Below are 25,861 nucleotides of genomic sequence, written 5' to 3'. Positions count from 1 at the left end.
AGTCTCGTGTCATAGTATTTATAAAAATGCCGCCCTTATATAGGAGCGGCATTTTTTTAGCATTAAAAATATAGTCAGTGAAAAGTAATATCGATATATCAGCAACACCGTAGCGTTTTTAGGATATTTTGACTATAGAGTTATAAATAACGGTTAGCCTTGAGTGTCAAGAATAATCTGCTCTGCAAGCGTGACCAGATCTGAGGCCATAAAGTCTGGCGTCGGTACATTGGAGGCGGGCAACATGGCATTATAGGGCCGAGTGAGAAATGCCCCTTGGCAGCCAGCAGCTTGCGCGCCAATCGTATCCCAAAGATGACAAGCGACAAGGCACAAATCTGACATTTCAACAGCCAGCTCTTTAGCGACCATTTGATAAGTTTCAGGCGCAGGCTTGAACTTTGCAACCTGCTCAACGCTAAAAGACTGCTCAAAGAACTCACTCAATCCTGCTTTTTCAAGTGGCGTAGGAGAAGCACTACTGGCTGAATTGGTCAATGTCACCAGTCGAAACCCTGCGTCACGTAGTTTGGTCAAGGATAGTATTGCATCAGGATGAGCAGGCATTTTGCTCATGCGCTCTTTTAACTCATTAATATCGTCATCTGTCAGCGTGATTTCATGGATATCAGCTGTCATCTGTAACGCACCGACGCCAAGCTCACCAAAAGGCGTATAAAGTCCTGACAAAGTCATGGTCTGCGAATAAAGCACCAATTGGGCGAACCATTCTCTTAGCATGTGCTTGTCACCGAACAGGCGCGCAAATAATGGTTCAAGAGTAGTAATGTCGAGTAGTGTCTCATTGACATCGAAGACGATAATCGAGGGTGATAGATTGTTGGACATAAAAACTCCTTTTTAGTAGCTATGAGTACCGTCTAACTTTAACTAGACTTGAGAGGTTGTTCAAGATAAAATTGAGCAATCACTCAAATTAATATTGTTTTACAACTTTGCTGCATCTGATTGCAGCTTGGCACAGACTGAATATTGGAATTAGATATGTCTCGTACGACGCTTTATAACCGACAAGACTCTTTAGAGCGAGCTTTACAGCTTTTTTGGCAAAAGGGATTTCATGCGACGTCTTTAAAAGATTTAGAAAAAGCACTCGACATGCGACCGGGGAGTATTTATGCCGCTTTTGGTAGCAAGGATGGACTGTTCCAAGAAGTATTAGAGTACTATGCTCGTCTGTCATTGGCTGAGTTAGAGTATACTTTGAAGACCCATAGCTCGCCATTGATGGGGCTAGCTGCCTACTTGCGACAGCTTGGTGGAATTCTCGATAAGGGGCTGCCAAGTCGCGCTTGTATGCTGGTAAAAAGCTTGTTGGAGCTTGGCGCTCGTGAGCAATCAGCCTTACAAAAGGTTGAGGCAATGCTGGCTGGAATGGAAGCGCGATTTATTGACTGCTTTACAGAAGCTCAGCGCATAGGAGAGCTTGATAGTGAGCTTGACCCTGTGAGGCTGGCTCGGCGTTTGCAAGCGGAGATAATGGGGCTGCGCGCTTTTGCACAGCGCGATGTAGATAGTGCTGCCGTACATGAGCTTGCCGAAGATATGGCGCAATCAATAGAAGCCTTGCGTAATGATAGCGCCACAGAATCGATATAATTTAATCAGCCATGTCAGCCAGTTGCTTTAGAATTTGAGTATAGTTTTCAACCCCTTGAGCACCGCTAACCAGATGACGCTCATTAAAAATGATGGCTGGTACGCTTTGAATACCCTGCTGCTGCCAGTGCTGCTCAGTCTCTCGTACTTCTTTTGCAAAACGTTGATCTTCTAACACTGTCAGCGCCTCGCTACGGTCTAACCCAATCTCCGCTGCGATATCAGCAAGTACTTCTTTGTCAGAAATGTTGCGACCATTAGTAAAGTGCGCGGCGAACAAAGCTTGTTTTAAGTCGTGCATACGACCCTGTTGATCCGCCCAATGCAACAACTGATGCAAATCAAATGTATTGTGCATACGTGTGTCATCATCGAAATTGAAGGTAAAGCCCACCTCACTACCAGCTTCAGTCATTCTGATGCGGCTCGCATCTGACTCGGCTTTGCTTGAGCCATACTTCTCCATGATATGCTCACGCAAGTTTTGACCAGCGCTTGGCATATTAGGGTTCAGCTCAAACGGATGCCAATGTATCTCATAGTCGGTATCGGTTCGCTCAAGCGCTTGTGCCAGTTGGCGATAGCCGATGACACACCAAGGGCAAACCACGTCCGATACAATATCTATGCGCAACGGCTGATCTGATGATAACTGCTTTGAATGTTCCATATGACCTCTCGTTAGCTATTATTTATAATGTTAACTTCCAAAACTGCTGCGTGTTAGCTTAGGTAGTTAGTCAGCCTTTTGCCATTCAAACTTTTGGAACGGCTTATCAATTGGCGTGTTAGCGAGATGATTGGTGTAGTTACTCATCACTTTTTGCGCGGCTGCAAGGATGACTTCCAAAACTTGACGCTTAGTAAAACCTGCATTTAAGAATGCTTGTACAGCGTCATCGTTAACATTACCACGATCACGGACGACAGAGAGGGTAAAGTTACGTAGCGCTTCCAACTTATCAGTCGGTAGTGGCGTTTCATTACGTAATGCTTCGGTGATAGCATCATCTACTTTCATACTTTTGGCAATGCCAGTATGTGCTGGCACGCAGTAATGACAATCGTGCTCAACGTTAATCGTTTGCCATACAACGGTGGTCTCTTCATCATCGAAGCTACTGTCTAAAAACAGTTGATGCAAACGTTGATAGCCTTCTAACAGCCCTGGTGCTTCGGCCATGACAGCATGTAGATTTGGAATCATACCAAAGCCATCGATAGAGTTATTCAGCAACGCTTTGCTATCCTCTGGGGCGCTTTGTTTGTCATGTAGAGTAAAGTCAGTCATATAAGAATCCTTATAATAGGTGCTAATAGTTAGTTGTTGATGGTTTGGTGATGAATGCTTTTATATTAAATTGACTATATTTGAGTGATTGCTCAAATTAATAGGTAATGCGTTTTCGAGTCATTCAACTACGATCACTATAAATCATTTTGAGCGAACGTTCAAGTTTGATTGAGCAATTGTTTGAAGCACAACATTTTCATTACAATGTGCTGTTTTATGACAGATAAAATAGAACACATTTAAAACTTAAGTAATAGCGTAAATAACAACTCAAATAATAAGGACGGCTCATGGCTAAGACTATTTTGATTACTGGCAGTACTGATGGCATTGGTAAATTGACTGCTTTAAAACTGGCAAAAGCGGGACATCAAGTGTACTTGCATGGTAGAAATGCGGACAAACTTGCCAGTGTCATTGCAGAGGTCAACGCTGTCGCGACAGGCGCAGCAGTAGACAACATTGATGGATTTGTGGCTGATTTTTCAGATTTAGATGCGGTACGTAAAATGGCAGCAGAAGTCAGCGAAAAGCTACCAAAGCTCGATGTACTCATCAACAACGCAGGGATTTATACCACCGCATCGGCAACAACCAAAGATGGGTTGGACATACGTTTTGTGGTCAATTACTTGGCGCCTTACGAGTTAACCAATGCTTTATTACCGCTACTCAAAGAGTCGGATGAATCCCGCATCATTAATTTAAGTTCGGCGGCGCAAGCGTCGATATCCTACAAAGCATTGGCAGGACAAGAGCGTCTCGCCGATAAAGACGCCTATGCTCAAAGCAAGCTGGCGCTCACGATGTGGAGTATGGATTTAGCTGCCACAGTCGCGGCAGATGATATCAATGTCATCGCTGTCAATCCAGGCTCGCTACTAAATACTAAAATGGTCGATAAGGCTTATGGTCAATATTGGTCACCGGCGGATAAAGGGGCAAATATCCTAACCGAGCTTGCCATCTCAGATGAGTTCGCTAATGATACTGGCAAGTACTTTGATAATGATATTAAGGATGGCTCACATGGTGATGCAAGAGGGGAGTTCGGACAACCGCATGCAGATGCTTTAAATGAAGAAGCCGTTGCAGAGCTTGAGCAACAAACTCAAGTAGTATTACAGACGCTTTTTCTATAAGTTATCGATTTTTGAATAATTTGTTAGCTCTATCTAATGATATAATCCATCACTTTAGCTTTTATATCTTTATGACCTGTGTTTAAGTGACTTAAGTTTTACGACTTAAGCTTCATGATTTTTCATAAGCTAGGCACATTCATTAAGTGTTTAATGATAGCTAAAAATCGATAAGAGCGTAGCTAGTTTGAGTCCAACAGGAGATAACCCATTATGATTTGGCTAAAAATGCTTGTTGGCGCGTTGGTGGTATTATTGATTCAACTGTTCGCTCAAAGTCGTTTTTTTTATTTGGCTGCACTTGCGCCACTTTTTCCGACTTTTACTTTGATCAGTCATTTTTTAGTCAGTACTCAGCGTAGTGCTACAGATTTTAAGGTTGCACTGATATTTAGTATGCTAGGTGTGATACCGCATCTTATTTATACGCTGATTGTGTTTTTTAGTTTTAGCCACATTGGGCTGTATAAGGCGTTATTACTAGGTATTGCAGGCTGGTTAATCGCTGCTGCTATTTTGGTATTTGCATGGCAACATCTGCAAATATAACAAAGAATGAATCAGTACGTTAAGCGCTTCTTTTTTTATTCATGCAATCAAACCAAGCGTCGTCATAGGCAGCAGTAGCAGAATCAAAGTGCACGTATATTTTTTCATTATTTAGTGTCGCATACCAATGCTCATCGTTATACCCTGTAAGCACTTGAAAATACTTTTCATTCACAAAGTCGCCTACAACATAGGTATTACCTGTTGCAAAAAAGGTATTGCCAGCCGTACAGAGTAGTGTGTCGCCCGTATTTATCATAGCTTTCTACTTGTATATTTGTTTATATTCGGTAATGTTAATATATGATTTTAGCCGAATATAAGGTGAAATACCATAAGGTAGGGTACGATGAATACGTTTTGTAACGTAATTTTTTATGCTTCCATACAAAAAAGCAAGACAGTAGCTGCCTTGCTTTTTAGTTAACTTAGACCGTTCATTGAATCAACGAATTAATGTCCATACTTAGCACAAGAGGCTGGTAGCCAATAAAACTCAGTAGCGACGAATTCATCATCACGTAGACGACCTTCATAACTGTCGTCAAAGATGATCTTATATTGACACGTTTCGACTCTGTCATCAGTACTGTAAAATTTGAGGATATAATCCCATTCACGAGCGTTAAAGCCCTCACTAAAATGAGGGGTGCCAATTAGTTTATAGATTTCATCTTTAGTAGTACCCACCTTGATTTTGGCAACATCGTCCTGACTGACGATACTACCGCCTTTTTGCCACGCTTTGTTTGGATCTGGGAACACCAAGTCATCGGTATCAACAGAGCCGTGCTGAGCACCAGGGGTCAAATGCCACGTTGGCGTTATGTTTTTTTGGGTACAGCCAGTCATAGCAAATAGTAGAGCAGTAGTGGCTAACAAGCCGTAACGGTAAGCAGATTTTTTCATGATCCATTCCTTAATATATGTTGTGTGTCATTTGACAACGTTTATCTATTTATAAAAGCTATCTATAGACAAACGCTGCCATGAGGTAAGGTGCTTGTACTAGAAATGGAAGCCTGCACCAATGGCACCGCCAGCATTCCCTTGTGTATCCGCTGTACCATTCACTTTAATTACCCAGCGACCGTTGTCAGACACTTTAGACACACCAACGGCCACTGCGCTTTCGCCATTGTACGAGGCGATACCGCCGCCGACCATCGACTTACCTGGGATATACGCTTGTGGCAATGAAGACATTGCCATCGCCGCTGAGATACCAGCATTGGCATCATCTTCGACTTCACCAATTCTGTAGCCTAGGGCGTTGACGCTATCGCCAAGCTTTTTATCAAGAGCATGTAGCTGACCACCGTTAACCGCATCAGTACTGTCCGCTGCAACTCTGCCAGCTTCAACTCCAGTGATGACAGTGTTGGCGGCATTAAAGCCTTCAGTTGTCATGCTAGGACCATCTTTGATCGTGACGCCATTGTCACTAACCACTGTGTTGCCAGTAGTGACGCTGTCGACTTCGATGTTGCCATCTAGGCCAATTTGAATATCACCGTTAGCAGTACTGGTGGTAATGTTATTGCCGCCTTCAAATTGAATGCTGCCATTGTTACCGCCGATGCTCTGACTGATATTGTCACCGTTATCCGCGCCAAAGCTGATACCTGCGTCAAGACGACCAGTATTGTCTGTGATCTGCTCGTTATTGGCTTGGATATCTTCGTTGGCCTGCGCGTTGCCTTGGTTAACAGCAGCGATGGCGTCACTAATGTTACCTTGACCAGTACCGCCGATGTTATTAGCAGTGAGGTTGCCATCAGCATCATAGCTAGCATCGCCGCCGATAATGCCGGCGACGCCGCTACCAAGATTATCTAACTGACCTTTATTAACAGCATCTGATGCTTGAACCCCATTGGCTACGTTAGTAATCGTGGTACCTTCAGCACCGCCACCTAACGTGATGCTGCCTTTATTGACCGTATCATCTGGGTTTTTGTCATACTGAACCGCTGCATTATTGAGAGATGCATTGCTATCACCAAGTGCGTCACTGACTGCTTTTAGCTGCGAGACGTTGACGGCGTCAGAGTCTGCAGTACCAGCGGCAACACCAGTGACTTGACGATATACGTCATTAGCCGCATCGCCTACAGCAATTGCGCCTGTAGTGCTGGTTGTGGCAGCAATAGCGGCATTACTAGCGGCGCCAAATCCTACAATACCAGTACCTGTTGTAGCTGCAGAGCCAAGACCTAGTACTACTGAGCCATTTTGGTTTGCTGTAATGCCGTTACCGATTACGAAAGTATCATCACTGTTAATCGTATTGTTATTACCCACTGAGTAACTGTTATTACCATTGATCGTACTTGGATCACCAAAGGCACCAGAGTTATCGCCATTTACGATGTTACCTGTACCGATACTAATGGACTGCGTGCCGTTGGCTTGAGCGTTATCACCGATGGCAACAGAGGAGGCGCCTGATACTTTTGAGCCTTTACCAATGACCACAGAGTCTTTAGCCGTCTCTGTCGCTTCGGTGTCGTGCCCTAGAGCAACCGTGCTATCAGCGCCTTCTTTGATAATGGCATTGACACCAATGGCTGTTGAATCAAAGCCGCCGGCACTTGAGTCGTTGGTAATGCCGACGCCACCTGCACCATTATCTCTAGCATTGGTGTGAGCAAATTTTACGCCTTCAGTGTTCATCTTTTGTACGGTTTGACCAATGGTTAGGCGGTCTGTGACTTCTTGGCCTGTTTTATCGTAAGTTAAGAACAATGAATCTAAATTATCATTATCTACAGAAGTGTTAGCGACTTGCTCAGCGACATTAATGGTCACTTCGTCCCCGCTGCTATCAAAGACTTTAACTTTGGTAGCGCTGTCGAGCTGACCTTTATTGACTGCATCGGAAGCATTGACACCATTGGCAACGTTGGTAAGCGTCGTGCCACCACTGACGACGATATCGTTATCACTATCATCTTTGCCAATAACAGCCTGTGTACCGTCAAAGCTAACTCTATCGTAGTTTACTGTATTGTCATTATTACGATCATACTGAACGCCACTTGCACTTATGTTGCCAGTAATAGCGTCTAACTGACCTTTATTCACAGCGTCTGTGGCATTGGTGCCATCAGCCACACCTGTTAACTGACGAGCATCACCACCTACATTGGTAAAGTTAACGCTTGTACCGCCCGTTTGAGCACCAACGGTGATCGCGCCTGTGCCTGTGTCTTGACGAACCAGACCAGTTTTACCTGAGGCCAGATCTGCGAGGCCAGAAGTGTTTGCCGTGGTGCGACCATCTAGGTTCTCAAGTGCCAATCCGACGTTGTTAACCGTGGTATCGGTGCCAGTATTAGCGCCATTGTCCAAGGTGTAGGTTGGGGCGCTAACTACACCTGTTGCAGCGTTATAGCTTGCACCGCCGCCAAGGTTGCTTGCTGTGCTGTTCCCTAGAGCATCTGTCTTAGTGTTACCTGCACTTGCTATCGCGTCTAGTTGACCTTTGTTAATGGCTTGGTCAGCTGCAGTTGCGTCAGCTACACCGCTGATCTGTCCTGTGTTGCCATCTAATACTAAGGTGTTGGATACAGGGTTTGCAGGGTCAGTGTTGTCAACACCGCTGACACTGATGTTACCTGCGCCTATTGTAGTGACGTTGTTGCCAGTGGTGATGGTATTGCCTGTCGCGGTGCTGACATTGGTGTTGCCTTGGTCATCACTTAAGCTTGAGCCGGCTGCTGTGTAGCCCGCATTGTTACCATCAGCATCGACCACGCTTGTGCCAGCGGTGGTGATGGTGGTTGCATTGCCTGCGCCATCATTAACTAAAAGCCCTGTATTGTTCATTAGGGTGTTGCCAGTCGTCACACTACCATCAGTACCAAGGTTAATGTTCTCAGCCAACTGGACGCTTAGACCATCTGTACCGTCTGCTACCACACCGATATTGCCAGTGGTTAAGTTATCAGTTGCGCTACCTGTAACCCTGAGTGTGTCGCCAAGGTTGCGATCGATCAATGTACCGTCGTCGCCTTGGAAGTTTAGACCAGCATTAGTCAAGCCTGTAACCGCTGCATTCACGTCACCAGCATTCACCGCAGTATTTGCATTGGCAGGTAAACTTATATCACCTGCACTTGCCACGCCTGTTAGTTGACGAGCATCGCCACTTACATTGGTAAAGTTAACGCTTGTACCGCCAGTCTGAGCGCCAACGGTGATAGCGCTTGTACCTGTGTCTTGACGAACCAGACCAGTTCTACCTGAGGCCAGATCTGCGAGACCAGAAGTGTTCGCAGTGGTACGACCATCTAGGTTGCCTAGTGCACTACCGACGTTATCAAAGTCGCTGGTGGTACCGATATTGCTACCATTATCTAGTGTATAAGTCGGCGCGGTATAGGTATCAGTTACAGCATTATAAGTTGCACCGCCGCCAAGGGCAGACAAGTTCCCTGTTGCAATATTATTGGTGTCTGTTAATTGACCGAAAGTTGCTGCGTCATTTGGTGCAATGCCATCAGCTAGGTTGGTAATTCTATTATTACCGTTATTGAGTCCAGATCCGCTAAGGGTAACAGTATTGTTAGGACCATCAACAATGGTAACACCAGCATTATTTAATGTACTGTTACCAGCAGTGATTCTATTAACATCAATATTATCGTTCAGAGTAACTTGTACACCGCCTGCGGTGGTAGTAGAAGTGATATTACTGTCACCAGTGACATTAATAGTATCGCCTAGCGCAAAGTTATTATCTGTCGTACCATTCCCAAAGCTGATACCTTTATCAATATCAGCGGTATTAGTGGTAGTGCGTATATCTAGGTTACCTAGCGCGTCACCAACGTTGTTAACCGTGGTATTGGTAGTCGTATTGGTACCGTCATCCAAGGTATAGGTTGGGGCAGTATAGGTATCAGTTGCTGCATCATAAGCAGCATTGCCGCCCAATGCCGCTAAGTTGCCAGTAGAGCGATTGCTGTTGTCGGTGACATTGGTATTAGTAGTGTTTAATTGATCACCAGTCACCGCTTCAGTTGAACCTGCGGCAACGTTGCCATTAGAAAGGCCACTTAAGGTACGCACGCCATCATTGCCAGTAAAGTCAACGCTTGTACCGCCAGTCTGAGCGCCAACCGTAATCGCGCCTGTGCCAGTATCTTGACGGACGATACCGGTGCGACCAGCGTTGATATCGTCGATATCGCTAGTGTTAGTAGTGGTACGACCATCAAGGTTGGTGAGGGCAGCGCCCACGTTATTGACCGTAGTGTTGACACTAGCATTAGTCCCATCATCTAAAGTATAGCTTGGAGCACTGACTGCGCCAGTGGCTGCGTTATAGTTCGCGCCGCCACCTAGGTTACTCGCTGTACTGTTGCCCAAGACATCGGTCTTAGTATCAGCAGCATTGCTTGATGCTTCTAGCTGACCGAAATTCACTGCGTCGCCTGCGTCCGTACCGTCATCGACGTTGGTTATTTTATTACCGGCGGCATTGATACCAGCACTGGTGATACTCGGTCCACCCGTAATGGTCAGACCGGTGTTGTTTAAGACACTGTTACCGGCGGTGAAGCTACCATTTGCACCAAGATCAACGCTCTCATTTAAACTAACTTGTACGCCATCGGCGGTGGTAGTAGAAGTGATATTACTATCACCAGTGACATTAATAGTATCGCCTAGCGCAAAGTTATTATCTGTCGTACCATTCCCAACGCTAATACCTTTATCAATATCAGCGGTATTAGTAGTGGTACGAGTATCTAAATTACTAAGAGCGCCACCAACGTTGTTGACCGTGGTATTGGAGCCAGTATTAGTCCCGTCATCCAAGGTATAGGTTGGGGCAGTATAGGTATCAGTTGCTGCATCATAAGCAGCATTGCCGCCTAATGCAGCTAGGTTGCCAGTAGAGCGATTGCTGTTGTCGGTAATGTTGCCTGCGTTGATATCGATGTCTGTTCTATTAGCAGTAACGTTAGTATTAGTAGTATTTAACTGATCACCAGTCACCGCTTCAGTAGAATTTGCAGCAACATTACCATTTGCAAGACCACTTAAGGTACGCACGCCATCAGTGCCAGTAAAGTTAACGCTGGTACCACCAGTAGCAGCACCAACAGTGATCGCACCTGTACCAGCATCTTGGCGGACGATACCGGTGCGACCAGCGTTGATGTCGTCAATATCGCTGGTGTTGGTATCAATGTCTGTTCTGTTGGCTGCAACGTTTTGATTGGTAGTGTTTAATTGATCCCCCGTCACTGCATCACTTGATCCAGCAGCAATAGTGCCGTTGGATAGGTTAGTGATTTTATCACCGCCTACATCTAAACCATTAGCTGTGCTGGTCAATACCGTATTGTTAGTGGCATCACCAATAGTCGCTTGGGTGACACTGATGTTCTCTGCTAAGTCGTAGTTAATGCCATTATCGACAGTATTGGTCACAACTAGGTTGCCATCTGTATTGGTAAAGTTAACCGCTTCGCCTAACTGCACGTTGTCTTGAGTGCCATTGTCGGCACTGATGTTAAAGCCCTTTGCAATATCAGTGGTATTCGTAGTGGTACGAGTATCTAAGTTACCTAGCGCGCTACCGACATCGTTATAGTCTGTGGTGGTCGCATCATTATTACCGTTGTTTAGGGTGTAAGTTGGAGCAGTATAAGTATCAGTTGTTGCATCATAAGCAGCGCCGCCGCCTAATGCAGCTAGGTTGCCTGCTGAGCGGTTATCGTTATCAGTGATGTTGCTAGCATTAGTGGCAAGATTGCTATTGGTAGTATTTAATTGACTCACGTTCACCGCATCATTGTCGGCTGTTCCGGCAGCAATGCCTGTCAGTTTACGGTTCTCATTTGTTGAATTACTGAAGTCAACGCTGGTACCACCCGTTTGAGCACCAACGGTAATCGCGCCTGTGCCTGTGTCTTGACGAACCAGACCAGTTTTACCTGAGGCCAGATCTGCAAGACCAGAAGTGTTTGCAGTGGTGCGACCATCTAAGTTGCCTAGTGCGCTATCGACATCGTTATAGCCTGTGGTGTTACCATCGTTATCGCCGTTATTTAAGGTATAAGTGGGCGCTTCAACTACGCCAGTGGCTGCGTTATAGTTCGCGCCGCCACCTAGGTTACTCGCTGTACTATTGCCTAGCGCATCAGTCTTGGTATCAGCAGCCCCTGCTGCTGCATCTAATTGACCGAAATTCACCGCGTCATCAGCTACGATACCGTCGGCAACTTTAGTAATACGATTGCCACCGTTATTAAGACCTTCATTGCTTAGAGTCACTGTTTGGTTTGTACCACCGGTTAAAGTAATACCAGATCTATTGACGGTAGTATTACCTGTTCTAACGCTACCATTTACTCCAAGATCAACGCTCTCATTTAAACTAACTTGTACGCCATCAGCGGTGGTAGTAGAAATGATATTACTGTCACCAGTGACGTTAATAGTATCGCCTAGCGCAAAATTATTGTCTGTCGTGCCATTCCCAAAGCTAATACCTTTATTGATGTCAGCTGTATTGGTGGTAGTACGAGTATCTAAGTTACCTAGCGCGCCACCAACGTTATTGACCGTGGTATTGGAGCCAGTATTAGTCCCGTCATCCAAGGTATAGGTTGGAGCAGTATAAGTGTCAGTTATTGCATTATAAGCTGCGCCGCCACCTAGAGCAGCTAGATTGCCAGTAGAACGATTGCTGTTATCGGTAATGTTGCCTGCGTTGATATCAATGTCTGTTCTATTAGCAGTAACGTTAGTATTAGTAGTATTTAACTGATCACCAGTCACCGCTTCGGTTGAACCTGTGGCAACGTTACCATTTGCAAGGCCACTCAAGGTACGCACGCCATCAGTGCCAGTAAAGTTAACGCTGGTACCACCAGTAGCAGCACCAACAGTGATCGCACCTGTACCAGCATCTTGACGGACGATACCGGTACGACCAGCGTTGATGTCGTCGATATCGCTGGTGTTGGTATCAATATCTGTTCTGTTGGCTGCAACGTTTTGATTGGTAGTGTTTAATTGATCACCCGTCACTGCATCACTTGATCCAGCAACGACAGTGCCGTTGGATAAGTTAGTGATCTTATCACCGCCTACATCTAAACCAGTAGCTGTGCTGGTCAATACCGTATTATTAGTGGCATCACCAATAGTTGCTTGGGTGACACTAATGTTCTCTGCTAAGTCGTAGTTAATGCCATTATCGACAGTATTGGTCACAACTAGGTTGCCGTCGGTATTTGTGAAGTTGACGCTTTCACCAAGTTGAACGTTATCATTAGTACCACCAGCCGCACTGATATCAAAGCCCTTTGCAATATCAGTGGTATTCGTAGTGGTACGAGTATCTAAATTACTAAGAGCGCCACCAACGTTGTTGACCGTGGTATTGGAGCCAGTATTAGTCCCGTCATCCAAGGTATAGGTTGGGGCAGTATAGGTATCAGTTGCCGCATCATAAGCAGCGTCACCGCCCAAGGCAGCTAAGTTGCCAGTAGAACGGTTATCGTTATCAGTGATGTTGCTGGCATTGGTGGCAACATTGCTATTGGTAGTATTTAATTGACCCACGTTCACCGCATCATTGTCAGCCGTACCGGCAGCAACGCCTGTTAGTTGACGGTCATCACCTGCTGAATTGGTAAAGTCAACGCTAGTACCGCCCGTTTGAGCGCCAACGGTAATCGCGCCTGTGCCTGCGTCTTGACGAACAATACCGGTGCGGCCAGCATTAATGTCAGCGATGTCATCAGTGTTGGTGGTCACTCTGTCATTGGTGACTCTGAGCTGCGCGACGTTTACCGCATCAGAATCATTGGTACCTGCTGCCAATCCAGTTAATTGACGGGTGACTCCATTATCACTATCTCCTAAAGCTACAGCTGCTCGAGTAGATTGCCACACATTTGATGTTTTGGTAGTTGCGCCACCCGTAGAAGGGTCAAAGCCTTTAATACCTGCTTCTATATTAGCTATAGAGCCTGCACCAATGGCAACACCACCTGCTTTATTTGCTTTAGCTCCTGCGCCAATAGCAGTACCATTTGCAGCTGCAATAGATTCTCGACCAATAGCCAATGCATCTTTACCTGAAGTGTTTGCCAGTCGACCTATGGCAATACTAGCTTCACCCTTGACTGTTGACCGTTGACCGATAGCAATTCCGTAAGAGCTTGCACCGTCAGCAAAATCACCACCAACAACACCCGCTACAGCGTTGTCACCAATTGCAATACTGCGGGTATTGTGTGCCTTAGCTTTATTGCCAAGCGCCACCCCAACAGAGGCTGCAACAGCTTCGCTGCCTATCGCCGTTGCATCAGAGCCTAATGACTCAGCTTTATTACCAATGGCAAGCCCCCTATCAAAGACGGATGTTGTCGCATCAGTACCGAGGGCAACAGAGTTAGTCCCCCTAGCCCATGCTTTATTACCAATAGCAACTGCACCGAATGGTAGCGCAGCTCCTGTATCGGGTCCCCTGTCAACCTTCGCCCCAAGCCCCATAGCGATAGAGCTATTATGACCATCAGCAACTTTAGCATCTTTACCAATGGCTATTGCATTGGTGCCTTGTGCACCGTTATTGTTTACGTTACCACCACCTGTGGAATTCACGCTGAAGTACTTGACTTTATTGTCTGCAACCGTTTGGTTTAGCTGACCCACGTTCACCGCATCATTGTCAGCCGTACCTGCAGCTACGCCGGTTAGTGTACGGTCATTATCTGCTGAGTTACTAAAGTCAACGCTGGTACCGCCCGTTTGAGCACCAACGGTGATTGGACCAGTGCCAGTATCTTGACGAACAAGGCCTACGGAGCCATTGGTTAAGCCTACAATGTTGTTATTAGTAGCTTCGAGTGCTGAGTTGGTAGCCGCTAATTGACTACCGTTAATCGCATCGGTGCTGTCTGCACTAATTTTACCACCAGCAACATTCTTTATTTGCCGTTCAAGCCCTGTCATACCAACAGAGACTTGCGCACCTGTCTTGACCTCTGTACCGTCAAGCACACTACCAGCAAAGTTGTAAGTCTTGCCACCTATAACCACTGTTTTTTCGGACGTGGCATCATTATCGGTCTGAGCACCTGCCCCCAATGCTACAGAACCTGACTTTGTAGCTGTAGCTGATACCCCAAAAGCGGCAGAACCCACACCAATAGATGTTGCTTGAGTACCAAACGCTGTTGATAGAGCGCCAATAGACTGCGCTTGCACACCAATAGCGACAGAAGCAGGACCTGCAGTTTCTGTACCGATGTACTGACGTCTATTAACGTCTGGAATATTTGGGTCGTTTGCGCCGTTTGCATCTGTGTAGACTAAATCGCGACCGGCAAACTTTTTAAAGGCTTCATTGACATCGCCACTATTTAAACCGTTATTAGATGTACCATCTATATTTCTACTGGATGCTGAGTTTAAGTCATCACCGCCAATAGCAATAGACGAGCTACCGCCAGCGCGAACATTAGCACCTATCCCTACAGACTGATCGCCCTTTGTTTGAGAGTCATAACCTATCGCGATGCTCTGTGCGCCTTGAGTTTCTCCTGCGTCTACTTTAGTGATTGCGTTGCCGCCTATCGCTATGTTGTTTCTACCACTAGCATCGCTACCGCAGCCAATAGCGATATCACCAGTAGATCTATCTGCTGCGTTACTAGGATTGCTAGTAGCATCACAAACTTCAGTATCTATTGAATTAGGTCCTACGACAGCCATCGCATGCATACTAAACCCAGCACTCGCAAGTCCAATACACAACGCACTTAAACGCAACAAGTGCGCACCTCCTGTTGTCGTGCCATTGGAGACATTTGCAGCGTTAGAGCTTACGACGGTACTTGATGATTTTCCTCGGCTCTTTGCATATTCTGCGACTGCCATAAAACAGTTTAATGACTGATTCCAAATAACTTTATAATTGCGATTCATAAGTTAACATCCTGTATTGGTCAAAACCCTGCCTAGTAACAGTAAAACCTGCTGACAATAAATTGACATCACGAAAAACCAATTTATGGTTTATTAAATAAAATTTAATTAATGTTAATGCAAAAATAAATAAAAGTGAAGTTAATAAAAATAATAATTATAAAATAACAAGCAGGATATATATTAACTTAAAAGAATATATTCATTCATCTATATATTTATTTTTATGAATATAAAAATTCATTAAAACGAATATTGATGGTAGTTGTTATTTAATATAAAATGTTATAGAACATATGACGAGAATTTTGTTTTTTAATATAGGGTAGTAGTCTGTATAGGGAGGGGTGCAGGTAGTCTTAAGTGACTGCTAGTCACTCAATCTATAACTATAAAAATGAGAACAGTTTATTTTAAAGTTTATTTCATATAAAATTTTTAAAGAATATTAATTATTTCATTAAAATATAATATAAAAATTTATTATATTATATTTTAATTAAAATATAATTAAAAAGTAAGATCTTAATAATACATAAAAATTAGTATATTTATGGTTTTATTTTAAGTGCAATAAATTAAATTATTAAAATGTAAATTTCGTTTCAGATAAGTTTTTAAATAGATATACGATATTGTAATGGGAGACTGATAATCAGGCGTATGATTTAGAGTATAATGGTAGAACATATCAATAGTGCAGAATGTACTACACGTCAGTAAAGTTATACATTGAATGAAGCAGGCAAAATATCATGAGGCAAAGAGTGCTAACAACAGAACGGCTTGTTCTTAGGCAATGGCAACCAAGTGATTTGGCCGTGTTTGCTAAGATGAATGCAGATCCTGAGGTTATGAAATACTTTCCCAAGCTCTTAACGCCCACACTCAGCGATGCAATAGCCCATAAATGCCAGCAGCTTATTGAAGATAATGGCTGGGGGTTTTGGGCAGTGTGTCTAAAAGAGAGCGATGCTTTTATTGGGATGGTTGGCTTAAATGAAGCACATGCTGACATGCCTTTTGCGCCCAGTGTGGAGATTGGTTGGCGACTGCATAAGGATTATTGGGAGCAGGGTTATGCTACAGAAGCGGCGCGGGCTTCATTGAGGTTTGCATTTGAGGAATTAGAGCTTGATGAGGTCGTTGCCTTTACTGCCGTTGTTAACACGCACTCACAGCTAATTATGCAGCGCATTAGTATGAGTAATACACAAGACAACTTTGATCACCCCATGCTTGATCCTAGCCATCCTCTAGCTGAGCATGTCTTATATAAGATTACGCAGCAGGAATGGCAAGAAGCTATTAATAGTTGATGAACAAACTCTAAAGGTGAAAAACACAAACCATATTGGTTAGTAGAAATATTGTTTACACTTTAGAAACATTTTTGTTAGAAATTTAATAAAGTAACTTTATAATTTTAAGTCAGTTTTTTCAAAATCTTTCAAAAAGCTTAACCATTTCGAGAAAACGTCAAAATATGCCCTTTAAACGGTAGATCCAAATAAGTGGTATCTTCAGGTTTTATATGTTGACTACTAAACCCTGACTCAATCATTTTTGCTGTAAGTTTATTTTTGCGTCCGCGACCTGGATCAACGATGATGACTTCACATTTAGGGCTAGCATGGCGCTCAATAAATGCGGCCAATATATCGATATGCTGATCTTCGTAGAGTAGGTCGCTACCGATGATCATATCGAAGCGTCCAAGATGACTATTGTCTTCTGCCCAATCTAAGCGCTCAAAGTTAATCTCTTTATTATTATTGAGCGTGGTATTGCGATCAAGGAAGTACTCGACCGTCGGATGATAGTCCGTCGCGGTAATGTCCGCATGCCGATGATTAAGTAGTAAGCTGGATAGTGCCATCCCGCAGCCGACCTCCAATATACGCTTGCCCGCGATATCATAATCGAGCATATGATTAGCCAGCACCAAGCTTGACGGCCATATCACCCCGAACAGCGGCCAAGATGCCGAGCAAATACCTAAATTGAGCGCCTCATCATCAGGGTCACTGAATTGTTGATTGTCGCGTAAAGTACAAATGTGAATATCGGTGTTGCCAATTTCAATCGTTTGATAACGCACGCGCACAGTAGTAAGCGAAGTCATAAACTGTCCTAAAAAATGAGCAAGAGTGCAAGGGTTGGCAGAGGTTGCCACTGGCGGGAGTTGGATAAAAATGGTAGGAAAAACTGAATCACAGCTTGTATAAAGAGGTAGGGTTTAACTAATTTAAAATTAACTAGATAATATTATGCCTGATAGCTTGGTGAGTTATTGTTATTTCGCAGGTCATTAATATTACTAGTCTTACTGATGTTGCTAGTTTTTTAAAAGGAGCCTGCTATCAAAAGGAGTCTTCTATAAGACATATGGTAAGAGCTTAAGTTTTTCTTGTTTGCGTTCGCAAGCATGACAGAGGCTGCAAAAATTTATTACAGTAAGCAGCACTGTCTGGCTTTTAGAGTGAATGGGCTATAAGCGTTCACTTAGGTTGGAGTTGGTAAATAGATAGGTGCGCGATTGCTTTAATACAGGAGGTTTTCAATACAAAGTTATCCCTTGCATTGACGTTTTTTGAGATAAAAGGCTTTAGTTATCAAATCGTAGCCCAGAGGTTTTGATTCCCCAGATGAGTTCCACAAAGGCGCGATTGTTAGTCAGTGGTTCGCCATCGATAATGAGAGCGTAGCCGCCACCATCGATCCACAAAAATACAAAGCTGGTCTCAGGTATTAATAAATCTACTTGCTGAAAGAACGATATCGCTTGGCTTTCAATCGCCCAGCCGCGCTGCTTTTGGCGTAGCATAAATCCAGAAAAATCCGCAGCTGCTACGCTCAGCATATCTGCTTCTTCTTGACTATAACCAATGCGCGCTAGGCAAAATCCTTCATCTGAGGCGATAGCAGCACGGCGCTTGCCAGACAAGCTTGCGACCACATACGGCAAAAACTGATCAAGTGGTAAGTTAGGTGCGGGCAAAAAGGTAGATAGCTTTTCGATAAACCCTTGCTCAACGAAGCTATTTAGCCATCGCTCTGAGTACTCCTCTAACCATCCTGCGACCAGCATCGTCTCGCGATATGATAGGAGCGCTTGTAGTGCTAGCTGCTGTGCGGTCGGTTGCTGTTGGGAAAAAGCCTCGAATACACCAGCAGGAGTCAGAGTAATATAGGTTTTGTCAGCATTATCAAAAATGGACATAAAAACGTTCTCGTTGACAGAATAAGTAAAAATGAATAAGTAGTAAGTGGCTACAGCAATGCTCAATGCGGCAGGTAACTGTTGGGTAAGTAACCGCTACACGCTTGATTGAGTGTCTAAGTTTTGCGTATTTTTTAGGACGGTAGAGCCAGTTTGTTCTAATTGCTGTTGGCAATCACACCAGCGCTCATCAAACTGCCAATCGCTTTTGCCCAAACCAAACCAAACGATGGAAAAAGCCAAACGATCATTACAGGCCAAGCAGTGCGCAAAAAACTCACGTTCAACTTGTTCAATTGTATGCCAATCTTCAGCAGCACGCGCACTCATAAGCTCAGTGGTAATGTTTTTGGCGATTTCTTTTGCATCGTCGCTACTGATGCGTAGACGATGGGTTTGTACGTTTAACGATGGTGTCACCAGCACGCTCCAGCGCGTTGCAAACTCACTGCTATACTTGATGTAATCGAGCTTGTTAATACAGTTATGAAAGGCGTGTTCTATCTGCGGATGCAGGCGACCTTGAATACGGGCAAAGATATCTTTGACATCGTAAGGAATGTCATACCAACAGCCAAAGAAAAAGTCGGCGACCGCGCCTTGTAGCGGTTCTTTTTCGTTAAGTAGCAACGCAGCATTAATACGCTGTTCGTGATAGTAGCGGTTGCTAGGATCGATAAAGATCTTTCGCGCATAATAACGATACGTATGACGTGCAGTCATCTCGCTATCTTTATACAACGACGAGTCTTCAGTTGCAGATAAATCAGCCATGACGGTGTCCTAAATATAAAAAGGAATGTTAGGTTTTGACGCTTAATCGAGCAAGGTTTCCATCAGATCTAACATAAACTCGCCATCTTCTTCACTCATTGCTTCAAATCCTTGTGGCATACCAAGCTCGGTCAGTGCTTCTTTACCGCTATCATCTTGATGAAAGGTCAGTAACGCCTGACTCAAAGCCTGTGCATCAGCGAAGTCATCTTTAATCAGTAATATATGGCTAATATCTGCCAGATCACTTTCGATCAGCACTGACAGTTGTGCTTTAGTCAAACGTGAGAAGCTGTGAAAGATTTCTGCTAAGAAAAACGCCACTTGAGCGTCACCTTTGATGACCTGCCTTGCTGCCGCTTGATAGTTTTCGGTTACCTCCCAGATAAGATCAGACTCTTCTAAATCTACTGCTTCTAATAAGCGCAGACCGATAAGCTTTACATCACGGTTGTCTGCCATAGCGACAGACGCGCCTTTGGTCAAATCCTCTAAGCACTTAATATCACTATTGGCGGACGCTGCAATCACCATTTCATCTGATTTGCCGATGGGACGCGCAATGGCGCGATAGCCTTTTTCGCGAATCAAAGCAGCAGCGTCAAAGGGGTTGGCATAGATAATATGTATGTTACCAGCATTGACCATCTCTTCTTGCTCAGCATGAGAGGTGGGCGTATTGAGATGCAAGTGAATGTCAGCACGCTTTTGAATCAAGGTATTAAACATGTGCCAGCCTGCAAAATGATCAGGCGAAAAATCAGGAGCGATTAATAGGTTATAGGTTTTTTCGTTCATGGTTTAACCTTCCTCATTCTGTTTCATTTGAGCATATTGCGTGATCGCGGCTTCTATCTTGCGACGTGACGGCTGACGGCGTACAGAGGTATAACCGACGGTCTGTCCGCGGCGTATGTTAGGAACGACCGTTGCATACACCCAATAGTGGCTACCATCTTTGCACAGGTTTTTGACGTAGCCGTGCCATTTTTGTCCTGATTTTACCGTCTGCCATAAGTCTTGGTAGGCGGCACTTGGCATATCAGGGTGGCGCAAGATATAGTGCTGTTGACCGATCAGCTCATCTATCGTATAGCCACTGATTTCGACGAAAGCATCGTTTACATGGGTAAGATGACCATCCAAGTCAGTACGTGAGACGATAAGCTTACCATCAGGGTAGGGACGCTCGATCCCCGAATCATAAATCGTGCGTGAGACACCGTCATGATAGGTTATGCTAACTTCTTTAGCTGGCATGTCAGGCTTTGCAGCATCTAAAAGTGGAGAGCCCATAAGTATTTCCTATATTTACTGTTCTAAATTCTTGGTTATCTAAGTCTGTTTAGATGAGCTTTGCTAGTGCTTCTGATGCACGCTTAATATCCAAAAAAATCAATCCCAGTTTGGCATTTGGCTTGGCCATGATCGTAAGGACTGCTTCATCACCTGATGAAGTGGTGATTACATAGCCTTTTTCACCTTGAATCATAATTCGGTCAATACTGCCCCGAGCCAACTCGCGACCGGCACGATCACCTAGTGATAAAAGCGCAGCCGACATAGCACCAACGCGGTCTTCATCGATGCCTGTCGGTAACGCTGACGCTATCATCAAGCCATCATTTGAGATTAGAGCAGACGCTTCGACATCTGCTGATGAGCTATTAAGGTCTTCTAGTATTTGTTGGAACGTATCTGTACGCATAGATATCTCACAATCCCTTATAGTTAAATGGTCATATGCCATTCGTTGGTAAAGTTAAAAAGGAGTCTTGTACTCGGGTAAACGATGTATTCAGGTAAACGATTATAATACCCTACTAGCAATGTGGATTATTATAAACCCATACTCTTTATATTGATATAGAATTATTAGAATTAAGCCGGTTTTTTTACCTTTTGTTTTGTTTTTGATACCGCTGATACCGTTATCTGTTTTAATATGATATAAGAATCAAAGAGTTATATGGTGACAGGTGGGTTTAAAATTATAGTCATTCATAATTGGTAGCATTTATATTGCAATACGGGATTGACTTTTTTCAGTAGCAAGGTAAATTAAATAAGAGCTATCAAGCAATCTATCGTTCTGACCGCATATGCTGCGCACTATAATTACTGTCTTTGTCATATCTATCCTATCTATGCACAATCAGTATTTTCAAACCGTAGTCTCAAAATAATATGTAGTAGATCTAATCTATCAATGTCATAACGCCTATCGGTTGCTCAACTTATGGGTTATTAAATCCGCTAGCCTTTTATTTACTGTAAAAAAGCCAATCCTGCATCAGTATCTACAATATGATCGTCTTTTAAAGACGACATGGTAGGGATGTAATTCAGCACGACCACACGTTCTATAGTTAAGGAAGATATATGAGTATTAGTCAGGTCATCGAAAAAATCGAATCACGCTACGCCCATCAACCTGAATTTATTCAAGCGGTTAAGGAAGTTGCTCTTACCATTACCCCTTTATATGATGCTCATCCTCAATACGAAAAATTCAAAATATTTGAGCGCCTAGTAGAGCCTGATCGTGTTATCGCTTTTCGTATCAATTGGGAGAACGACAAAGGTGAGGTTCAAGTCAATCGTGGCTGGCGGGTACAGTTTAGTAATGCCTTAGGCCCTTATAAAGGTGGCGTACGGTTCCATCCTACTGTCAACCAATCCGTGTTGAAGTTCTTGGGCTTTGAACAAATTTTCAAAAATGCTTTAACTGGTTTGCCTATGGGCGGCGGTAAAGGTGGTTCGGACTTTGATCCTAAAGGAAAATCAGATAGCGAGATTCGCCGGTTTTGTTATGCCTTTATGCGTGAGCTGCATCACTATGTAAATAAAGACGTTGACGTACCAGCTGGTGATATTGGTGTTGGGGGGCGTGAAGTGAGCTACATGTTTGCAATGTACAAAAATCTGACTCATGAGCATGGCGGCGTGTTGACTGGTAAAGGTGTGGGTTTTGGTGGTAGCTTAATGCGTACAGAAGCCACAGGCTATGGTGCTGTCTACTTCTTAGAAAATATGCTCACAGCGCAAAATGAAGATATTAAAGGTAAAAAGGTATTAATATCAGGCGCGGGCAATGTCTCACTACATGCCGCTGAAAAAGTCTGTATGCTCGGAGGCATCGCAATCACGGTGTCTGACTCAAAGGGCACTTTGTATGATGAAAAAGGCTTTGATCAAGAAAAAATTAATTGGCTAAAAAACCAGAAAGAACAAAGCAAACCGCTAGCTGATTATGTCGATGTCCATGGCGGCGAATGGTTCGAGGGTCAAAAGCCGTGGGGTATCAAAGGAGATATTGCGATACCATCAGCGACTCAAAACGAGGTTGATGAAGATGATGCCAAACTTATGGTCGAAAATGGCGTCAAATATGTTGTTGAAGGCGCTAATATGCCATTGACTGCTAAGGCAGCAGACTACATTTGTCTACATCGCGTACATTATGCGCCAGGAAAAGCCGCCAATGCGGGAGGAGTCGCTGTGTCAGCGCTTGAGATGTCACAGAACTCGGTCCGTCAATATAAGAGTTTTGAGCAAATCGATGAGCGTCTAAAGCTTATTATGAAAGACATCCATGATTGTGCAGCTGACGCATCAGAGAAATATGGTCAGACTGATGATGGCTATATTGATTATATGGCAGGAGCCAATATCGTAGGCTTTAAACGCGTCGCTGATGCCCTTGTGGCGTATGGCATTTTAAACTAATTTATAAGATAAGCTAACTTGAGCTACAAACCAGCTCTGTTTGGTTAAGCGACAGTAAATCTAGATACCGCTACTATGTCTGATAGTTGCGGTATTTTTTTGTACAAAATAAACCCGCCAAGCGGATTCTCTACAGATTAAATGTCGTCACGATATTTTTTAATAACATCAAACGTATGAGATTCAACACGACGTTTACTATCGTTTATAAAAGCTAATAATCAAACAAGACTATCCATACTATAAAGACGATAAATGAGTTTATATGGACGCTAAGTAGCTAATAAAGCGAGACTTTTACAATAATTACGTGACGTTACACTACTAGGTTGTTATGTACATTTCATACGTAAACTCTACTATTTATTTCAACTATTATAAAACTTCATACAAGTAAATAGTAAGAATAACTACAAATATTGCTCAGAAAAATTTATATATCAGTAAAAGCTGAGTGTCAATTAAGTACATATATATACAGGCGTTGACCCTCTAACTCGTAAATGCATTACCACAACAATAGAGACCGAAACGTTTCTATTTTTGTCTTAATCTTTTTTAAGTTGATGGGTGAACACAGGAACAAGACATGAGCATTAACAATACAAACTATGCTACAAGAACGCCGTTATCTGTAAGTGAGGAGGTCATCAGACAGAGTGCTATAAAGAGGAATGCTATAGCAAAAGATATAAGAAGGAGAGCTGGTATGAAAAAAATAGCTGCCAATCGCCATACTGGTATAAGGGACGTAGAAGAAAATGCGACTGGTTTAGATTTAACTAAGAATAATATATCAAAAATTGATCGTTCAACTGGTTATAAATTAGATAGCTTTGAGACAGATAGCTTTGAAACACCGATCAATAAACAGGCAAGAGAAGAGCACAGTAATGTTTTTAGAGATAATAATTATAAAGAGACCGTCTTAAATAAGAAAAATAATCGAATATATAAAGGCGCATTAAATAATAACAAACAGAGCAGTACGGATGCTCTAGTACGTTTGAGCTTTCAGCTAATGACTCGTGCTGAGCCGGCGAACATGGTTATTGATACTATTAAGTCGTTATTGGCAATCAAAGCGGACGACGATGAGATCTTAATTGTCGATAACAACAATACCCAAACGTCTTTATATGAGCCTTTGGCACAGTTTTGTGCCAGTCTCGATGCGCATCACAATGTGCATTTTTATCATATCGATGCGGTGGCAGGCTTTAAAGCAGGTGCGCTTAACCTAGCACTGGGTCTTATGGACCCTGAATGTAGTCATGTGGTTGTAGTCGATAGTGACTATCAAGCATTACCGCAGGCGCGTGTATCTATTGCAAAGGCCATTGAGCGTTACCCAGACCATGCGCTATTGCAGTTTCCACAGTTTTATCGTGATGCGGGAAAAGAAGATGTCCATAGCGAATTAAACCATTATTTCAACCATCATTTGTATCGTTCATTTAACCGTCAGCGTGCACTATCGACAGGTACTTATGCCGTTATTCGTCGTCGTGCGCTGCTAGCGATGGGCGGCTGGTCAGGTGCGTCGATTACCGAAGATGCACAGATGGGAGTGCTGATGCATGGTCGCGGTTTGCGTACTCGGTTTATACCTGAGGTCATTGCCACAGGTCTGTTACCGACTACCTTACATGATTTAATGAGTCAGCGTCGTCGTTGGATCTACGGTAATATGCAGGTGCTAAACACTTACTTTTCTACGGTATCAAATTCATCTACACCAAGCTCATCTACAAGTAAGAAACTTAGTGAGCGCCTAGCCTATATGGGTGCACATGTATCACAACTGAGCGCATGGGTGAACTTTACAGGGATATTTATTGTCTTGCAGTTGTTGACGCTACTTATCATTACAGGTGTGCTACTGTTCAGTACCAGTCTCAATATTCATGCTTTGCTTATGCCTTTATATGCGGTGTACGCAAGCTATGCAGTATTTTTGGGTAGGCGCTTATGGGCATATATGCAAGATAATGCTCCGCTTAATCAGCAAACTGACGATGGCGTGGCACCAAGCTTAGGCAGTCGACTTCGAGCTTGGGCGTTACATCTGAATTTTTGGGAGCTTGGTGCCTTGTCGTGGTGGCCTGTGCTTTGGGGTCAAAAAAAGCCTTTTATCTGTACACCTAAGCAAGCGCTTGTACGTACACGCACGTCCGTTTACGCTGCTAACCTGATGGCAATGCCCAAAGCGCTACTAATGCTAAATATAACCACAGCTATCATTGTATCGCCATTTTCATTGCTGTACTCACCGCTATTATTTAGCTGTGCACTAGTGATTTGTATTTTAAAGATATGGTCGGCCAAAGTCATGTTAGTCAATTATGGTTATGAGAAGCGCTCTGCAACTAATAAAGCTGTAACGGTTAAGAATACCTTCGCTAAAAACCTGTCTCATTCGCGCATAGTCCGTCTTAACGAAAAAAAATCGTTTGAAGATGATAATACTGTAAATTTTTAGCGCCAGCTTATTCACATCTAGCCATTAGACATTGTCAATTTTGATGGCTATGATTTTGTCTGCTGCCATAGTCGATTTATAGCCCC

General features: G+C 43.6%; 17 protein-coding genes and 1 pseudogene. 6 read left to right on the top strand and 12 right to left on the bottom strand.

Annotated features, from left to right (window positions below; genetic code table 11):
* Window positions 1-153: 153 nt before the first annotated feature.
* Entirely contained in the window at window positions 154-849 is a 696-nt protein-coding gene (locus ACS8FB_RS07075; RefSeq protein ID WP_439261719.1) for a haloacid dehalogenase type II, read from the bottom strand.
* A 156-nt stretch (window positions 850-1,005) separates the two neighbouring features.
* Here ACS8FB_RS07075 and ACS8FB_RS07070 point away from each other — a divergent pair, with 156 nt between their 5' ends.
* Complete coding sequence (locus ACS8FB_RS07070) at window positions 1,006-1,620, top strand: TetR/AcrR family transcriptional regulator (protein WP_439261718.1); 615 nt, start codon at window positions 1,006-1,008, stop codon at window positions 1,618-1,620.
* 1 nt (window position 1,621) lies between these two features.
* Here the strand turns inward: ACS8FB_RS07070 and ACS8FB_RS07065 are convergent, their stop codons facing one another.
* Complete coding sequence (locus ACS8FB_RS07065; protein ID WP_439261717.1) at window positions 1,622-2,290, bottom strand: DsbA family oxidoreductase; 669 nt, start codon at window positions 2,288-2,290, stop codon at window positions 1,622-1,624.
* Between the two features lie 66 nt (window positions 2,291-2,356).
* A complete protein-coding gene (locus ACS8FB_RS07060) occupies window positions 2,357-2,911 on the bottom strand; it encodes a carboxymuconolactone decarboxylase family protein (protein WP_439261716.1) in 555 nt (184 codons plus the stop codon).
* Window positions 2,912-3,204: 293 nt separating this feature from the next.
* Here ACS8FB_RS07060 and ACS8FB_RS07055 point away from each other — a divergent pair, with 293 nt between their 5' ends.
* Window positions 3,205-4,056, top strand: coding sequence for an SDR family NAD(P)-dependent oxidoreductase (locus tag ACS8FB_RS07055; RefSeq protein WP_439261715.1), 852 nt, complete (start codon window positions 3,205-3,207; stop codon window positions 4,054-4,056).
* A gap of 213 nt (window positions 4,057-4,269) precedes the next feature.
* Window positions 4,270-4,605, top strand: a complete 336-nt coding sequence (locus ACS8FB_RS07050; RefSeq protein ID WP_439261714.1) for a GlpM family protein — start codon at window positions 4,270-4,272, stop codon at window positions 4,603-4,605.
* A 19-nt stretch (window positions 4,606-4,624) separates the two neighbouring features.
* On the opposite strand, the gene ACS8FB_RS07045 is transcribed toward ACS8FB_RS07050, so the two are convergent.
* From ACS8FB_RS07045 to ACS8FB_RS07035, 3 genes and pseudogenes are all read right to left on the bottom strand, one after another.
* Window positions 4,625-4,864 (bottom strand): hypothetical protein, encoded by a 240-nt coding sequence (locus ACS8FB_RS07045; protein ID WP_439261713.1) that lies wholly within the window; start codon window positions 4,862-4,864, stop codon window positions 4,625-4,627.
* Window positions 4,865-5,058: 194 nt separating this feature from the next.
* Window positions 5,059-5,514, bottom strand: coding sequence for an outer membrane protein assembly factor BamE (locus tag ACS8FB_RS07040; protein WP_439261712.1), 456 nt, complete (start codon window positions 5,512-5,514; stop codon window positions 5,059-5,061).
* 114 nt (window positions 5,515-5,628) lie between these two features.
* Window positions 5,629-15,555: pseudogene (locus ACS8FB_RS07035) on the bottom strand (YadA-like family protein); the annotation flags it as partial.
* Between the two features lie 767 nt (window positions 15,556-16,322).
* On the opposite strand from ACS8FB_RS07035, the gene ACS8FB_RS07030 reads away from it, so the two are divergent.
* Window positions 16,323-16,886: a GNAT family N-acetyltransferase gene (locus ACS8FB_RS07030; protein ID WP_439261711.1), complete on the top strand. Its 564-nt coding sequence runs from the start codon at window positions 16,323-16,325 to the stop codon at window positions 16,884-16,886.
* Window positions 16,887-17,026: 140 nt separating this feature from the next.
* On the opposite strand, the gene ACS8FB_RS07025 is transcribed toward ACS8FB_RS07030, so the two are convergent.
* The 6 genes from ACS8FB_RS07025 to ACS8FB_RS07000 form a co-directional block, all read right to left on the bottom strand.
* Window positions 17,027-17,692, bottom strand: coding sequence for a class I SAM-dependent methyltransferase (locus ACS8FB_RS07025; RefSeq protein ID WP_439261710.1), 666 nt, complete (start codon window positions 17,690-17,692; stop codon window positions 17,027-17,029).
* 483 nt (window positions 17,693-18,175) lie between these two features.
* Window positions 18,176-18,790, bottom strand: a complete 615-nt coding sequence (locus ACS8FB_RS07020; protein ID WP_439261709.1) for a hypothetical protein — start codon at window positions 18,788-18,790, stop codon at window positions 18,176-18,178.
* Between the two features lie 96 nt (window positions 18,791-18,886).
* Window positions 18,887-19,564, bottom strand: a complete 678-nt coding sequence (locus ACS8FB_RS07015) for a hypothetical protein (protein ID WP_439261708.1) — start codon at window positions 19,562-19,564, stop codon at window positions 18,887-18,889.
* Between the two features lie 42 nt (window positions 19,565-19,606).
* Window positions 19,607-20,362 (bottom strand): phosphate/phosphite/phosphonate ABC transporter substrate-binding protein, encoded by a 756-nt coding sequence (locus ACS8FB_RS07010; RefSeq protein WP_439261707.1) that lies wholly within the window; start codon window positions 20,360-20,362, stop codon window positions 19,607-19,609.
* A 3-nt stretch (window positions 20,363-20,365) separates the two neighbouring features.
* Window positions 20,366-20,860, bottom strand: a complete 495-nt coding sequence (locus ACS8FB_RS07005) for a PAS domain-containing protein (protein ID WP_439261706.1) — start codon at window positions 20,858-20,860, stop codon at window positions 20,366-20,368.
* Between the two features lie 49 nt (window positions 20,861-20,909).
* Window positions 20,910-21,272, bottom strand: coding sequence for a roadblock/LC7 domain-containing protein (locus tag ACS8FB_RS07000; RefSeq protein ID WP_058369317.1), 363 nt, complete (start codon window positions 21,270-21,272; stop codon window positions 20,910-20,912).
* Window positions 21,273-21,946: 674 nt separating this feature from the next.
* Here ACS8FB_RS07000 and gdhA point away from each other — a divergent pair.
* Together gdhA and ACS8FB_RS06990 are read left to right on the top strand one after the other, a co-directional pair.
* The gene (gdhA, locus tag ACS8FB_RS06995) at window positions 21,947-23,293 is read left to right on the top strand and encodes an NADP-specific glutamate dehydrogenase (RefSeq protein ID WP_439261705.1); all 1,347 of its coding nucleotides are present in this window, start codon (window positions 21,947-21,949) and stop codon (window positions 23,291-23,293) included.
* Window positions 23,294-24,002: 709 nt separating this feature from the next.
* Window positions 24,003-25,775 (top strand): glycosyltransferase family 2 protein, encoded by a 1,773-nt coding sequence (locus ACS8FB_RS06990; protein ID WP_439261704.1) that lies wholly within the window; start codon window positions 24,003-24,005, stop codon window positions 25,773-25,775.
* The last annotated feature ends 86 nt before the right edge of the window (window positions 25,776-25,861 follow it).

This window comes from Psychrobacter sp. 1U1 (assembly GCF_051847535.1).
Lineage (GTDB): Bacteria > Pseudomonadota > Gammaproteobacteria > Pseudomonadales > Moraxellaceae > Psychrobacter > Psychrobacter saeujeotis.
Note: the sequence above shows the minus strand (reverse complement) of the source record. Positions and strands in the feature narration are given on the sequence as shown.